This is a genomic window from Streptomyces sp. WMMB 714 (genome assembly GCF_900090125.1).
Taxonomy (GTDB): domain Bacteria; phylum Actinomycetota; class Actinomycetes; order Streptomycetales; family Streptomycetaceae; genus Streptomyces; species Streptomyces daqingensis.
The window spans coordinates 273,910-286,944 of the sequence record NZ_FMHJ01000005.1 but is presented as its reverse complement, the minus strand read 5'-3'; the positions used below and the strand labels follow the sequence as shown (position 1 = coordinate 286,944).

The window sequence follows — 13,035 nt, the reverse complement described above, 5'->3', positions numbered from 1 at the left end:
TCTTCCCTGGTGCTACAGCGGAGCAGGAAAGCCTGAAGGCGCACCAAGGCTTTCAGATCTTCCTTTCCGGCGGCCGTCGTCCCGCCGGGCATTGCCGCTGAGCAGAGGACACCCTCATGACCGTCGTGCCCAGAACCGCAGCCGTCCGCACGCAGCGCTCCGATGCGCTGCCCACGTCCCTCCTGGGGCCCCACCACCTGGTGCACCGGCCCCAGACGCCGGAAGCCTTCCTGCTCCAGTCGACTCCGCCCGTCCCGCAGCAGTTCGCCTTCTCCGCCGAACTTCCCGGCGACCACCCGCTGTTCGGCGACGGCGTCGCGGCGTTCCACGACCTGCTCTTCGCCGTCGAGTCGCTGCGGCAGACCGCCGTCTTCGCCGCGCGCCGCTGCTTCCGCATCCCGGAGAGCCGCCACATGGTCCTCACCTTCGGGGCCACCGACATCACCGACGTCGAACCGTGGCGCCGCACGACGGGCGGCGCGCAGATCGCGCTCGACCTGCGCGTCACTCCCGCCGACATCGTCAACGGCGTTCCGCACAGCCTCAGTTGCGGCGCGACGGTGGACATCGACGGCGAGCGCTGCGGCACCGCGGACGCCCGCATCGCGTTCCCCACCCCGCTCGTCCACCGTCACCACTGGAACAAGGGCCGCCCGGAGAGCGCGCACCGTGCCGCGGAACTCCACGGCGCACCGTCCGCGCACCACTCCCCCGCTCCCGAGCGCACCGGACGCCGCTCCACCCGCAACGTGCTGATCGGCACGCCCGTGGAAGGCGTGCCGGGCACCCGGGGCGACGGCCTGACGTTCCCCGTCGACGTCGTCGCCGCACGCCGGGTCCTCCCGGACGCCGCCGACGCGTACACCTCCGCGCTGTTCCTCGAAGTCTCGCGCCAGGCCGCGTTGTTCACCGCGACGGAACTGCACGGCTTCAAGCCCGCCCACGCCGTCCTCTCGCACTGGCAGGCGTCCTTCCGCGGGTTCGCCGCACCGGGGCTGCCGCTGTACTGCACCGTACGGCCGGCGGACGGTACAGCCGGGGCGGGGTTGCGCAGGGACGAACGGGGACGCCCCGTCGCCGAGCTGCGCCTGGCATTCACCCAGGGCGGACGCCTCGTCTCGGAGTCCTCCGTCAGCGTGCTGCAGGACTGCTGAGCAGCCCGGCGCTCCCGGCCCGGCAAGAACGGCCCAGCAGAACGGCTCCGCGAAACCGGCTCCGCGAAAGCGTCGCTCGTCGTCCAGGGGCAGCGTCGCCCTTGCCCCCGAGCCACCCGTCCCAGCGGCCCCTGCCCAGCTCCCCGGGCCGCCGTCGAAAGGCAGCACTCCGTGCGATTCCGCATCCTGGGGCCCGTGCAGATGACGCCCCGCACGCCGTCGGCGGCCAAGCCGCGGGCGGTACTGGCCACGCTTCTCGTGCAGAGCGGCAGCGTCGTGTCGGTCCACACCCTCATCGACGAACTGTGGTGCGCGGAGCCTCCGCGCACCGCCGCCACCACCCTTCAGGTGTACGTGTCGCAGCTGCGCAAGGCGCTGCTGGTGGGCTCCCCTGACGCCGGGCAGCCCCTTGAGACGCGGCCCCCGGGCTACCTGATGAACGTCGGCGACGGCGAACTGGACCTGACCGTCTTCGAGTCGCTGCGCGTGCAGGGCCGCGAGGCGTACGAGCAGCGCGACTACGCCCACGCGTCATCCCTGCTGGGCCAGGCGCTCGGACTGTGGACGGGGGCGGCCCTGTCGGGCGTCCCGCACGGGCCGATGCTGGAGACGAGCGCCGTACGGCTGGAGGAGCTGCGCAGCGAGGTGCTGGAACAGCGCATCTCCGCGGACCTCCGCCTGGGACGGCACCACGGACTGGTCGGCGAACTGATGGCGCTGGCGCACGCGCACCCCATGCGGGAGACGCTTCACGCGCACCTGATGGTGGCGCTCTACCGCTCGGGACGGCAGTCGGACGCCCTCGCGGCCTACCACCGGGCCCGCCATGCGCTCGTCGGCGAACTCGGCGTCGAGCCCGGGCCGGAGCTGAAGCGGCTGCTGGAACGCGTCCTTGCCGCCGACCCCGCTCTCGCGTGGCACGAGCGGCCCCGGACCGGCCCGGACGGCACGCCACCGCCGGCCGGGCGACGCGACGCCGGGACGGCGGCCGGCGGGGGGCGCGGCACAGGCACACCCGGCACAGGCACACCCGGCACAGGGACGCTCAGCACCGCCGGCTCCGAACAGGAGGGCGCCGCCGTTCTGCAGCCGGGCCCCGTGCTGTGGCTTCCGCCCCGCATCGCCAACTTCACCGGGCGCGCCGACCAGATCGCGCTGGGCACGAGCGTGCTGGCGAACGCGCCGGGGCCCGGGGACGTCGGCGGGGACGGCGAAGCGCCGCGTGTACTGGCCGTCTCCGGCCGGGCGGGCGCGGGCAAGACCGCGCTGGCCGTCCAGCTGGCGTACGAGACGGCGGAGCACTTCCCGGACGGCCGGGTCCTGCTGCGGCTCCGGGACGCCGGCGGCGGATCCGTCGATCCCGCACGTGCCCTCAGCACGCTGCTGCGGCGGCTCCGCCTCGCTCCGGGCGGTGACGACCGCGCACACGCGGCGAGCGACCACGCCCCGGGTGAACCCACGTCCGCCGACGGCGAGTTGGAGGAGCTGTCCGACCGCGTCCGGGCCTGCCTGCGGGGTCGGCGCATGCTGCTCGTCCTCGACGACGCCGTCTCCCAGGCGCAGGTGCGGGCCGTGCTCTCGGCCGCCCCGGAGACCGCCGTCGTCGTCACGAGCCGCGAGGCGCCGGCAGGCGTCGAAGGCGTCCGGCACCTGCCGCTCGACGTGCTCGCCCCACCGGACGCCGAGCGGCTGCTGGCCGCCGCCGGAGGACCGCGAACAGCCCGGGATCCGGCCGCCGTCACCGAGATCGCCGAGCTGTGCGGGTACCTGCCGCTGGCTCTGCGCGTCGCGGCTGCCGTCCTGGCCGCCCGGCCGCACTGGACGCCCGCCGCGCTGGCCGTCCGCCTGCGCGACGAGCGCCGCCGGCTGCCGGCGCTCACGCTCGGCGACCTCGACGTACGCAGCAGCCTGCTGACCGCCCACCAGGACGCGACACCCGGGCAGCAGCGCGCCTTCCGGCTGCTGGCGCTCGCACCGCGGCCCCACTTCGCGCCGTGGAGTGCGGCGGCCCTGCTGGGCACCGGCGTCGCCGACGCGGAGCACGAAGCCGAGGAACTGGTGCGCCGGCACCTGCTGGAGGCCAGGCGGATCCCCGGGGCGCGCGGCTCCGTCCGCTTCGGCTACCACCCGCTGCTGCGGTCGCTCGCAGTGGAGGCACTCGCCGAGGAGGCGCCGCCCGGCGGCCCCGGGACGACCGCGGCGGTGGCCAGGCTCGGACACGCCGGCCTGGCCCTGGCCCGGCACGCGGACAGCCTGCTGACCCCCGGCCGGGACCGGCTGGCCGCCGCAGCGCGCACCCGGGGGCGGCCTTCACCCGGCGACGGATGGGAGCTGCCGGAGGACGAGGTGCGGAGGCTGGCGGCCGGTCCGCCGCTTCAGTGGTTCCACGACGAGGCCCCGGGGCTGCTGGAGACGGTCCGGCAGACCCACACCGCCGGTCTGTGGCAGCTGACCGCCGCCCTGGCCTCCTCCCTCGGCGGCTACTACGAGGCGTGCGCCCTGTGGGGCGAGTGGGACGCCACCCACGAACTCGCCCTGGACGCCGCGCGCCAGGCCGGAGACGCCCACGCGGAGGCAGTGCTGCTGCGTTCCCTGGGCGACCTGGCCTGGCAGCGCCGCCAGGCCGGCCGTGCCGCGGACCGCTACCACCTGGCCCGGCACTTCTTCACCCGCTGCGGGGACGCCGCGGGTGCCGCGCGCTGCCTCACCGGCGAGGCCGACGTACTGCTGGGCCAGGGCGGGACGGCGCGGGCTGAGCAGCACTACGACCAGGCGCTGGAGACCGGGCGTGCGGAGGGCGACGCCCGCGGCGCGATGGAGGCCCTCCGGGGCCTCGCCTTCGTGGAGTTGAGCCGGGGGCGGCCGGACGGGGCGCTCTCCCGGCTCGGCGAGTGCGAGGCGGCGGCCGAACTGGCGGGCGACACGCGGTGGCTGGAGTACGCGCGGCGCACGGCCGGCCAGGCGCGGGCCGCCGCGGGACGGGGCGGGCGCGAGACCTCCGGCGAACTGTCCCTGGAGGTACGGCCCGGCGTGTGGCTCATCCAGCCCGCTCCGGCGGCGGGGAGCGCGGCAGCATGAAACCGACCCCGACCCCCGGCCCCGACACCGACACCGGCCGCGTGGCCCCGTGGGCGGCCGGGCTTCCCCGCCCGGCCGCCCACGGCGTCACGGCTGGGCGCCGCCCGCGGGACGTCCGCCCTGGTGCCGGTGCGCGCGGTCCCGCGGGCGCGGAGCCGGGTAGCGCCGCGTCGAGGTCAGGTCGCTCTCGAGGACGCCGAGCGCGGCGAGCGTGTACCAGGGCCGTACGGTCGACGGCCGGGCACCGTACTGGCGGGGCTTACTCATGGTTGCCTCTCATGGAAGACGCTGACGTGGTGCCGGCATCAGCCGGCTGCCGCCCCGGAGCCTGGTCCGCTCCGGATCCCGCCGCCGCGTTCCGCCGTCCCTGGCCGGTGAACTGCAGCCGCAGCAGCGAGGAGAGCAGCCACCTCCGGGTACCACCGAGGTGGGCGGGTGAACCGTGCACGTCGTCGAAAACCTTCACACGTACGTCACCCGGGGCCTTCCGCAGCAGGGCGTGCTCGCCGGCGGGGATGATCTCGTCACGGCTGCTGGCGACGTACCGCACCGGGATGCGCAGCGCCCCGATCACGTCGTCGGACAGGGCGAACTCCCTTAGCAGCGCGCGGAGTTGCGCTGGGCCCCGCACCCCGGTCAGGCGGTGCAGCGTCTCGACGGTGATGCGGGGCACCCGCGGCCACCACCGGGCGTCCGTGAAGAATTCGCGGACGGGTGCGCCGACGGTGAGGACCCTGCGGATGCGCGCGTCCTCCGCCGCGGCGCGCAGCGCGAGATGGCCGCTGAAGCTGAGCGCCATGAGTGAGGCTTCTCCGGTGCGGGCGCGGCCGGCGAGGCTGTCGAGCAGGAACGGCAACAGCCGCCACGAGTCCGGGTGGTAGGTGCAGGTGTTCTCCCCGACGCCGGGCAGCTCCCCCACGACGACGGCGAAGCCCAGCCGCCGCAGCTTCGGCAGCAGCGGCGCCCACTGCTCCTTGACGCTGACGATTCCGCCCATGACGAGCAGCAGGGGCCTGGGCCGCTCGCTGTCCAGACCTGACGCCCAGCACACGACGTCGCCGTCGGGGTGGGCGAACTCCAGTCGTTCGACGTCCCCTCGGTCCCGCTGCCACTCGTCGAACGCGGAGACGCACAGCTCCTGCGCGCGGCGCCGGTCGTCGTCCTCGTGGCTGGGGAAGCGGGCGAGCGCGTAGTGGCGGCACGCGTCGAGCAGGTCGCCGCGGCGTGCCGCGGCGTCGCCCTGCGCCGTCCACACCCGCGCCCATGAACGCGGGTCTCCCGGCGCGTCGTTGGTGATCTGCTCCAGGACGTGCGCGGCCCGTGCGGGACGCATTCCCTGTCCGCGGGCGTGCAGGCGGGCGAATTCCTTCAGCTCTTGCAGGTGGTCCATTGCCTCACCGTCCGGATCCGGGTTCGCGGGGGCTCTCGGGCCCGCGCCCAGTGTCGAGGGGCCGCCTTCAGTCCGCCTTGTACGCGGCGGAGGTGCGGCTTTCGCCCAGCTGAAGCGGGCGCCGGGCGGGCGGGACCGAACCTGACGTTGCCGGAAGCCACCGAACGGAATGGCCAGTAATCGACGCAAGTGATTACAACTTTCCGTAATGCCGGAGTGTCACACAACTGCCACCCCGCAGACGCAACTCCACCACAGCATCGGAGTACGACAGATGAGCAACCAGCCCGGATGGGGTGCCCCCCAGCAGCCGTACGCGCCGACGCCGCAGCCGCCGAGGAAGACGGGCGCCGGGAAGGTGGTTGGCCTCTCGTGCCTCGGCGTCCTGGTGGCCTGCCTCCTGATCGCCGTCGTCGCCGTGGCCGCCTTCAGCGACGGTGACGGGGGAAGCAATCGCCCGGACACGTCCGTCGCCGCGACACCGGGGGAGACGGCGGAAGAGCCCGGAGAGGCGTCGAAGTCCGAGGAGAAGGCGGGGAGTTCCAACAAGGAGGAGGCGAAGCCCGAGGGGGACGCGAAGGCCACGTCCACTCAGGCGCAGCGATTCAAGACATTCGTGGAGAAGAACGGCACCCCCACGGAGAAGGAGGCGGTCAGGCACGTGACCAAGGTCCAGGGAGCCGACGAGCAGAACGACATCATGGATGCCGCGGAAGTGTTCACCGACTACAGCGGCGGCATGATGGGCACCCACGCCAACGACGGCAAGCTGATCGCGAGTGCCTTCGCCGACTGGAGGGACAGCGAGAACGGCCTGGTGACGGTGTACGACAAGGACGGCGAGATCCTGTCGAACGGCAACTTCTGACCCTCCGCACGAACAAGCCGGTCCACGCTTCTGGCCCCGACCATGAGAAGAGCCCGGCCGCCGTGGGGTTCGCCCCGGCGGCCGGGTTCCTCAGCTCTCGGTGTGGGACATGGCGTCCAGGACGGCGGCGTCGAGCGCTGTGGCCGCGGCGATGTCCCTCGTGGGGCCGAGTCCCGCGTCGCACACGGCGATTCCCGCCGTGTAGCGCCCGTCGAGGAGGCAGGTGCGGAAGGTCCAGGCGCGTGCGAAGCCGGAGGCGGGAGTGCCGTCGGGACAGCACAGGGGGACGTGGGCCGGGACGTGGCCCGCGGCGTCCACGGGGAAGCCGAACTCGGTGAATCCGGCGGCCAGTCCGAGCCCCGTGGCCTTGCTGTAGGCCTCCTTCAGCGTCCACAGCCGCACCAGCGCCGTATCCCGCTCGCCGCGCGGCAGCGCCTGGAGGGCTCCCGCCTCGTGGGGAGTGCAGGACTGCCGGCACAGGCCCGGCCCGTAGAGCGGGCGGTCGCTGAGTTCGGCGTCCACTCCGATCGCGCCGCAGGTGGCGAGTCCCGCCAGAAGGAGGCTTCCGGTGTGGCTGAGGGCGATGTGCACCGCGTCGTAGCCGGGCAGGTACGGACGCCCCGCAGGGGTGTACGCCAACTCCACCTCCCACGGGGCTACTTGGACCGCCGCCGCGACAGCGGCCTTCAGCAGCCGCCGGGACGCGGCGAACCGCTCCCGCACCGCCGGCACCCGCAGACCGAGGTAGCGCTCCCAGTCGCGGTGCCCGAGTTCCGCGCGGAGGAGCGCTTCACGGACATGGGGCGGCTGCCGTGCGGGGGCCGCCCAGTCCTCGGTGCGGGAGTGGACGAGGGCGTGCGCGTACCCGGCCAGATCGGCCCGGAGCCGGATGGTCCAGTCACCCTCCGGTCCCGTGCTCCGCACAGGCCGCACCGGCGTCCGGCCCGCGGGCTTCCGCAGGGCTGCCGTCATGGAAGTCCTCCAGGGTGAGCCGGACGTGGCTCAGCACGTCGGCGGCCTCCGCACCGTCGATCACCCGGTGGTCGAAGGTGAGCCCGAGACGCATCACGGGCGCCGGGACGACACGGCCCGCACGGACCACGGGGCGCTCGGCGATCTGGCCGGCGCACAGGGTCACCGCGGTGCCGCCCGCGGAGTGGAAGCCGTCGACGGGACGGTGGCCGAGCGAACTGACGGAGACGGTGCCGAAGAGCCCGGAACGCCGGCGCGTGCCGCGCAGGGCGGCGGCGAAGGCCGCGCGTCCCAGCGGGGACGGCAGCCGCCCGAGCTTCCGTACGCCCTCGAACTCGGCCAGCTCGGCGGCTCGTTGACCGCGGTAGCGGTCCACCCGCTCCTGTATCCGCTCCAGTCCCGCGCTCTCCAGGCCGGGTACGAGCGCGGACAGCACGGCGCGTTCGCCCCCGACGTCCCGGTCGAGGGCGAGCTTCCCGGTGACCGTGCCGAAGCGCATCACCCGCGGACGGCGCAGCGCACCGGGCCAGCCCGGGGCCATCGCGGCGTTGGCGCGGGGATGGCTGTGCAGGGCACGGCCCGCGGCGAGGAGGAGGTAGCTCACCACGGAGTAGCGCACGCCGCTCTCGCGGGCGGCGGCGCGGTGCTGCTGTACGCGGGTCATGTCGACCTCGGTGTCCAGGTGCACCGGCCGCTGCCGGGCGGCCCACTCCAGGAAGTACAAAGTGTGGCGGCGCCGTCTCTCCACGACGGTGCGCACGCCGTCCCCCTGCTCCGGCGCCCCGGCTGGAGGCGCGCTCAATCCGCCACCGCCAGGTCGTAGATCTCCTTCAGGCTGCGCGCCTCCAGCACCTTGCCGACCGGCAGGGCACGGCCGGTGGCCAGCTCCAGCGCGGTGACGAGCTTGAGCAGGTGGAGGGAGTCCCAGTCGGGGATCTCGTCGAAGTCCGCGGTGATCTGGGCGGGTTCGGCGGGCAGGTCGAGTTCCTCGCTGACGAGGCGTGTGTAGTCGGCGAGGGTGAACGCGCGGGCAGTGCTGGTGTTCATATCTTCTCCAGGGCGAAACCGGCTTTGATCCATTTGCTGGACTCGACGGCGACCGCGAGGGCCCGCTGGCCCGCCGTCATCCCCTCCAGCAGCCTCTCGATCTGCAGGAAGGGCAGAGCGTTCCCGTTGTTGCCGGTCTCGGCCACACAGGAGATCTCCGTCGCGGAGGGCACGTCCAGCCGTTCGGTGATGAGGCGCGTCATGCGCCCCGACAGCTGCGGCGGCAACAGGTAGTCCAACTCCTCGGGCTGCCAGTCGAGTTCACCGAGCAGCTCCCAGAGGATCTCCACGGCCATCACCGGGACGGACTCCTCGATGGCCTTGTAGTCCTCGGTGAGGGCCTGCCGGTCCTCGTGCCTGTCGGCGAGCCCGAACCACTCGATGACCTGGCCCGGTTCGCGGCCCAGTCCGGTGAACCTGTTGAGGACCTCGCGTACGGCGACACGCTGCCCGGCCGGCTCGGCGGTGAGGACGGCGGCGCCCGCTCCGTCGCCGAAGAGCACGAAGTTGACCAGATCGCCGGGGGCGGCGCCGGACAGGTCGCGCTGGAGGTCGAGGTGCTTGCTGCACACGTCGCCGCCGATGACGAGGCCGGTGCGGTACTCACCCGACGCGATCATGCTGCGCGCGACGCTCAGCGCCTGGACGGCGCCGGCGCAGCCCGACTGGAGCTGGAAGGTGGGGACCTGGTCGAGACCGAGCTGGTCGGCGACGTGGTTGACCGTCGCCGGCATCAGCGTGTCCGGCGTCGCGGTGCCCAGCACGACGAACTCGACGTCGCCCGGGTCGCAGCCCGGTGCCGAGAGAGCGCGCTGCGCGGCCTGGGCGCACAGGTCGGCCAGCGACCAGCGCACTTCGCCGGTCCCCAGGTCACGGGCGAAGTGCCGGGTCCTGGTGCCGATGAAGTGCTCGATCCACTCCTCGTTGACGCCCAGCGTCTTGGCGAGCGTCGCGTTGTCGACGGGGTCGCCGGGCAGTGCCGTGCCGACCGAGGCCAGGTACGCCTGCCTGCTGCCGTCCGGCTCGCCTCCGGGGTCCGCCGGGCCGTGGTGCGTCCCGTTCATGCCGTCCTCTCCTCGATGCCGGGGCCCGTGCCGGTGGCCGGGCCGGTGCTGGTGCCTGCCGCCGCGGCCGCGGCCGGGTGCTCGCTCAGGAAGCCGATGAGGTCGCCCACGGAGGAGAGCCTCGGCAGCAGTTCCTGCATGTCCAGTTCGTCGCCGCCCGTCAGCTCCTCCTCGATGCGGTGCTTGAGCTCCATGACCATCACGGAGTCGAAGCCGAGGTCCTCGTAGAGCAGCTGGTGGGGGCCGAGTTCCGCGAGCGGGTAGCCGCCCACCTGCCCGACCGCGCGGAGCACCGCGCCGGCCACCGGGTCGCCGCCGTCCACTGCCGGCGCCTGCTCCGGCGGCGGTACGCCCTGTGCGCCCGCCGCTTCGGCTCCGGTGCCGGGCACCGGCAGCGCCGCCCGGCCGGGGACGGCGCCGGCTTCGCCGTCCGGTCCGGGGGCGGGCGCGGCCGCGCGTACGGGAGCCGCCGTCCAGTAGCGGTGCTCGGTGGAGAACTCGTAGGGCGCGAGCCGCTGCAGGTGCCGCTCCCCCGGCTCGTACGCCGCGTCCCAGTCCGGTTCGAGGCCGTCCTTGTAGAGCGCGGCCAGCACGGCGGCCAGTTCCCGGCCTCCGGAGTCCTCGCCCTTGACGGGCGCGGCGACGGCCGGAAATCCGGCCGGTGCCGCCGCGCCGGCGCCGAGACGGCGGGCGAGGGACGTCAGCGTGGGCTGCGGGCCGACCTCGACCAGATGTGTCGGCCCGTCCGCGAGCAGCGCCGCGGCGGCGTCCGCGTAGGCGACGGGCGCGGCGATGTGCGACGTCCAGTAGCCGGCGTCCAGCGCCTCGCCGTCGCGGAGGCGGCGGCCGAGCACCGTGGAGTAGAACGGGACGCGGGGCGCGGCACCGCCCACTTCGCGTGCGACCTCGGCGAACTCCTCCACCATCGGCTGCATCAGCGGCGAGTGGAAGGCGTGGGAGACCGTCAGCCGGCGGGTGCGTACGTTCTCCGCGCCGAGCTCCTTCTCGATCTGCTCCAGCGCGGACAAGTCCCCGGAGAGGACGACAGCCTGCGGCCCGTTGACGACGGCGATGCTCACCCAGGGCTCGTCGGCGACGCGCTCCTCGAGGGACTCGCGGCTCGCGCGCACCGCGAGCATCCCGCCGCCCGCAGGCAGCCGCTGCATCAGCCTGCCGCGCGCCGCGACCAGCCGGGCGGCGCCCTCCAGCGGCAGGGCGCCGCTGAGGCATGCGGCGGCGAACTCGCCGACGCTGTGCCCCAGTACGAGCCCGGGGCGCGCACCGAGCGCCCGGAGGGTGGAGCCGAGGGCGTAGCCGGCGGCGAAGAGCGCGGGCTGCGTCCACTCGGTGCGGTGGATCTCCCCGCCGGCGCCGAACATCGCCTCGCGCACCGGCGTGTGCGTGTACGGCAGCAGCGCCGCGTCCGCCTCGTCGAGGAAGTGACGGTAGAGCGCCGAGTCCCGGTGGAGGCCGGCGGTCATGCCCGCGTACTGCGAGCCCTGCCCGGTGAAGAGGAAGCCGATGCGCTGCCCGGCGGCGGTGCCCGCGTGCCTCTTCAGCACCTCCTCGTCCTCCGCCGCCGAGCGCAGCAGCCCGGACAGTTCCCGCGTGTCACGCGCGGCGACGGCGAAGCGGTGCCGGTGCCCCTGCTTGACGTGGTTGCTGGTCCAGCACAGGGCGCCGAGCGGCACCCTGCGGGCGGTCACGGCGTCCGCCTGCACCCGCAGGTTGCGGCGCAGCGCCTCGGGGGTGGGCGCGGTCAGCGTGAAGACGCCCGCACCCGCGCCCCCGGTGTCCTTCCCGGTCGCGGCGGGCGCCCGGGGGGCCGCCGGCGGCGCCGACTCCAGCACGGCGTGGGCGTTGGTGCCGCCCATGCCGAAGCTGCTGAGCCCCGCGACGGTGGTCCCGGCGGGCAGGCGCAGCGGGGCCTTGAGCAGCCGCAGGCCCTGTTCGCGCAGGCGCAGTGCGGTGCTCTCCTTCGCGGCGAACCTGCTTGCCGGGACCGTCCTGTGGTGCAGGGCCAGCGCCACCTTGATCAGGCCGGCGACGCCGGCGGCGCCCTCCGTGTGCCCGAGGTTGCCCTTCACCGACCCCAGGGCCATGGGTCCGCCGGTGCGCCCCGCGTGGTGGTGGCCGAGCGCCTTGACCTCCATCATGTCGCCGAGCGCGGTGCCGGTGCCGTGTCCCTCGGTGAAGGCGACGTCCGAGGGCTCGACGCCGGCCCTGCGGTAGGCGGCCGCGACGACCTCCTGCTGGGACCAGCGGTTGGGGGCCGTGATGCCGTTGCTGCGGCCGTCCTGGTTGACGGCCGTGCCGCGGATGACGGCGTAGACGCGCTGCCCGTCGGCGAGGGCGTCCTCCAGCCTGCGCAGCACGACGGTGCCGACCCCCTCGCCCCGGCCGATGCCGTCCGCCTGCGAACTGAACGGTTTGCAGCGGCCGTCGGGCGCGGAGAGCCCGGCCTGCGTGTAGAAGATCGACAGCGCCGGCGTCAGCGCGAGGTTGACGCCGCCGACGACGGCCTGCCCGCACTCCCCCGCGAGCAGCGCGTTGACCGCGAGGTGCGTGGCGACGAGCGACGAGGAGCAGGCGGTGTCGACGGCGAGGCTGGGGCCCTTCAGGTCGAGGTGGTAGGAGATCCGGTTGGCCGTCATGCAGTAGCCGTTTCCGGAGCCGACCTGGGCGGTGACGCGCGGGTAGTCGGTCAGGTGGAGCTGCGCCCACTCGTTGCTCATGATGCCGACGAAGACTCCGGTGCCGGAGCCCTTCAGACGGTGCGGGGCGACGCCCGAGTCCTCCACGGCGCGCCACGCGGAGTGCAGCAGCAGCCGCTGCTGCGGATCCATGGCGGCCGCCTCGCGGGGCGAGACGGTGAAGAACTCGTTGTCGAAGACGTCCGGGTCGGTGATGAAGCCGCCCTCGGTGGTGTTCGTGCGTCCCTCGGCGCCGTCGGCGGAGTGGAAGTCGGCGGCCGCCCAGCGCTGCGGCGGTACGCGGCCGACCCCGTCGCCGGAACGCATCAGCATCTCCCAGAAGCCGGCCGTGTCGGGCGCCCCGGGGAAGCGGCAGTCGATGCCGACGACGGCTACCGGGCCCATCAGGCCGCTCCCGGCCCGGCCGCGAACTCCTCCAGCAGATGGCCGGTCAGCGCCTCAACCGTCGGGTAGTCCCATGCCACGGTGGGCTCCACGACGAGGTCGAAGTCCTCCTCTATGTCGCCGCAGAGGCTCAGGGCCGCCACCGAGTCGAGCCCGTACTCGGCGAGAGGCACCGACGGGTCGATCTCCTCGACGGGGCGGTGCAGGTAGCCGCCGATGCGCTCGACGAGCCAGGCGGACAGCGACTGCGCGGTGGGTCCGGTCGTGGGTACGGACATGGTGAACTCCTCGGCGGGGATCGGTGGTCGAGCGGTCGGACGGCCGTGGGCGGCGCGGAACCGGCGCGCCCCGTGCGGGGCCGTGC

At 74.1% G+C, this 13,035-nt stretch carries 11 protein-coding genes; 3 read left to right on the top strand and 8 right to left on the bottom strand.

All coding sequences use genetic code 11. The features are described from left to right. The first annotated feature begins 116 nt into the window (after positions 1-116). A complete protein-coding gene (locus tag H181DRAFT_RS11370) occupies positions 117-1,154 on the top strand; it encodes an AfsA-related hotdog domain-containing protein (RefSeq protein WP_052708548.1) in 1,038 nt (345 codons plus the stop codon). A 171-nt stretch (positions 1,155-1,325) separates the two neighbouring features. Beyond that, positions 1,326-4,232, top strand: a complete 2,907-nt coding sequence (locus H181DRAFT_RS11365; protein WP_045864217.1) for an AfsR/SARP family transcriptional regulator — start codon at positions 1,326-1,328, stop codon at positions 4,230-4,232. An 87-nt stretch (positions 4,233-4,319) separates the two neighbouring features. Here H181DRAFT_RS11365 and H181DRAFT_RS28800 read toward each other — a convergent pair whose 3' ends face one another. After that, positions 4,320-4,499, bottom strand: a complete 180-nt coding sequence (locus H181DRAFT_RS28800) for a hypothetical protein (RefSeq protein ID WP_045864216.1) — start codon at positions 4,497-4,499, stop codon at positions 4,320-4,322. Beyond that, complete coding sequence (locus H181DRAFT_RS11360; protein WP_052708547.1) at positions 4,492-5,622, bottom strand: alpha/beta hydrolase; 1,131 nt, start codon at positions 5,620-5,622, stop codon at positions 4,492-4,494. The genes H181DRAFT_RS28800 and H181DRAFT_RS11360 overlap by 8 nt, the downstream gene beginning before the upstream one ends. Before the next feature lie 274 nt (positions 5,623-5,896). On the opposite strand from H181DRAFT_RS11360, the gene H181DRAFT_RS11355 reads away from it, so the two are divergent. Further along, positions 5,897-6,490 carry a hypothetical protein gene (locus tag H181DRAFT_RS11355; RefSeq protein ID WP_254666793.1) on the top strand — a complete coding sequence of 198 codons (594 nt, stop codon included), beginning with the start codon at positions 5,897-5,899 and terminating at the stop codon, positions 6,488-6,490. Positions 6,491-6,580: 90 nt separating this feature from the next. On the opposite strand, the gene H181DRAFT_RS11350 is transcribed toward H181DRAFT_RS11355, so the two are convergent. Genes H181DRAFT_RS11350 through H181DRAFT_RS11325 form a run of 6 tightly spaced genes read right to left on the bottom strand, consistent with a single transcriptional unit; the run spans position 6,581 to position 12,949 of the window. After that, positions 6,581-7,462: a 4'-phosphopantetheinyl transferase family protein gene (locus H181DRAFT_RS11350; RefSeq protein ID WP_045864215.1), complete on the bottom strand. Its 882-nt coding sequence runs from the start codon at positions 7,460-7,462 to the stop codon at positions 6,581-6,583. Then, a complete protein-coding gene (locus tag H181DRAFT_RS11345; protein ID WP_254666792.1) occupies positions 7,389-8,264 on the bottom strand; it encodes a 2-oxo acid dehydrogenase subunit E2 in 876 nt (291 codons plus the stop codon). Before H181DRAFT_RS11345 ends, H181DRAFT_RS11350 begins: the two co-directional genes overlap by 74 nt. Then, positions 8,261-8,509, bottom strand: a complete 249-nt coding sequence (locus tag H181DRAFT_RS11340; protein ID WP_045864213.1) for an acyl carrier protein — start codon at positions 8,507-8,509, stop codon at positions 8,261-8,263. The genes H181DRAFT_RS11345 and H181DRAFT_RS11340 overlap by 4 nt, the downstream gene beginning before the upstream one ends. After that, positions 8,506-9,573, bottom strand: a complete 1,068-nt coding sequence (locus H181DRAFT_RS11335) for a 3-oxoacyl-ACP synthase III family protein (RefSeq protein WP_045864212.1) — start codon at positions 9,571-9,573, stop codon at positions 8,506-8,508. The genes H181DRAFT_RS11340 and H181DRAFT_RS11335 overlap by 4 nt, the downstream gene beginning before the upstream one ends. Beyond that, positions 9,570-12,671 (bottom strand): type I polyketide synthase, encoded by a 3,102-nt coding sequence (locus tag H181DRAFT_RS11330; protein WP_074467812.1) that lies wholly within the window; start codon positions 12,669-12,671, stop codon positions 9,570-9,572. Before H181DRAFT_RS11330 ends, H181DRAFT_RS11335 begins: the two co-directional genes overlap by 4 nt. Continuing rightward, entirely contained in the window at positions 12,671-12,949 is a 279-nt protein-coding gene (locus tag H181DRAFT_RS11325) for an acyl carrier protein (protein ID WP_045864211.1), read from the bottom strand. The genes H181DRAFT_RS11330 and H181DRAFT_RS11325 overlap by 1 nt, the downstream gene beginning before the upstream one ends. Between the last annotated feature and the right edge of the window lie 86 nt (positions 12,950-13,035).

Coding starts and splice junctions, on each gene's coding strand:
- H181DRAFT_RS11370 (WP_052708548.1), top strand. CDS start 117: ATGACCGTCGTGCCCAGAACCGCAGCCGTCCGCACGCAGCGCTCCGAT.
- H181DRAFT_RS28800 (WP_045864216.1), bottom strand. CDS start 4,499: ATGAGTAAGCCCCGCCAGTACGGTGCCCGGCCGTCGACCGTACGGCCC.
- H181DRAFT_RS11360 (WP_052708547.1), bottom strand. CDS start 5,622: ATGGACCACCTGCAAGAGCTGAAGGAATTCGCCCGCCTGCACGCCCGC.
- H181DRAFT_RS11355 (WP_254666793.1), top strand. CDS start 5,897: ATGAGCAACCAGCCCGGATGGGGTGCCCCCCAGCAGCCGTACGCGCCG.
- H181DRAFT_RS11350 (WP_045864215.1), bottom strand. CDS start 7,462: ATGACGGCAGCCCTGCGGAAGCCCGCGGGCCGGACGCCGGTGCGGCCT.
- H181DRAFT_RS11340 (WP_045864213.1), bottom strand. CDS start 8,509: ATGAACACCAGCACTGCCCGCGCGTTCACCCTCGCCGACTACACACGC.
- H181DRAFT_RS11335 (WP_045864212.1), bottom strand. CDS start 9,573: ATGAACGGGACGCACCACGGCCCGGCGGACCCCGGAGGCGAGCCGGAC.
- H181DRAFT_RS11330 (WP_074467812.1), bottom strand. CDS start 12,671: ATGGGCCCGGTAGCCGTCGTCGGCATCGACTGCCGCTTCCCCGGGGCG.
- H181DRAFT_RS11325 (WP_045864211.1), bottom strand. CDS start 12,949: ATGTCCGTACCCACGACCGGACCCACCGCGCAGTCGCTGTCCGCCTGG.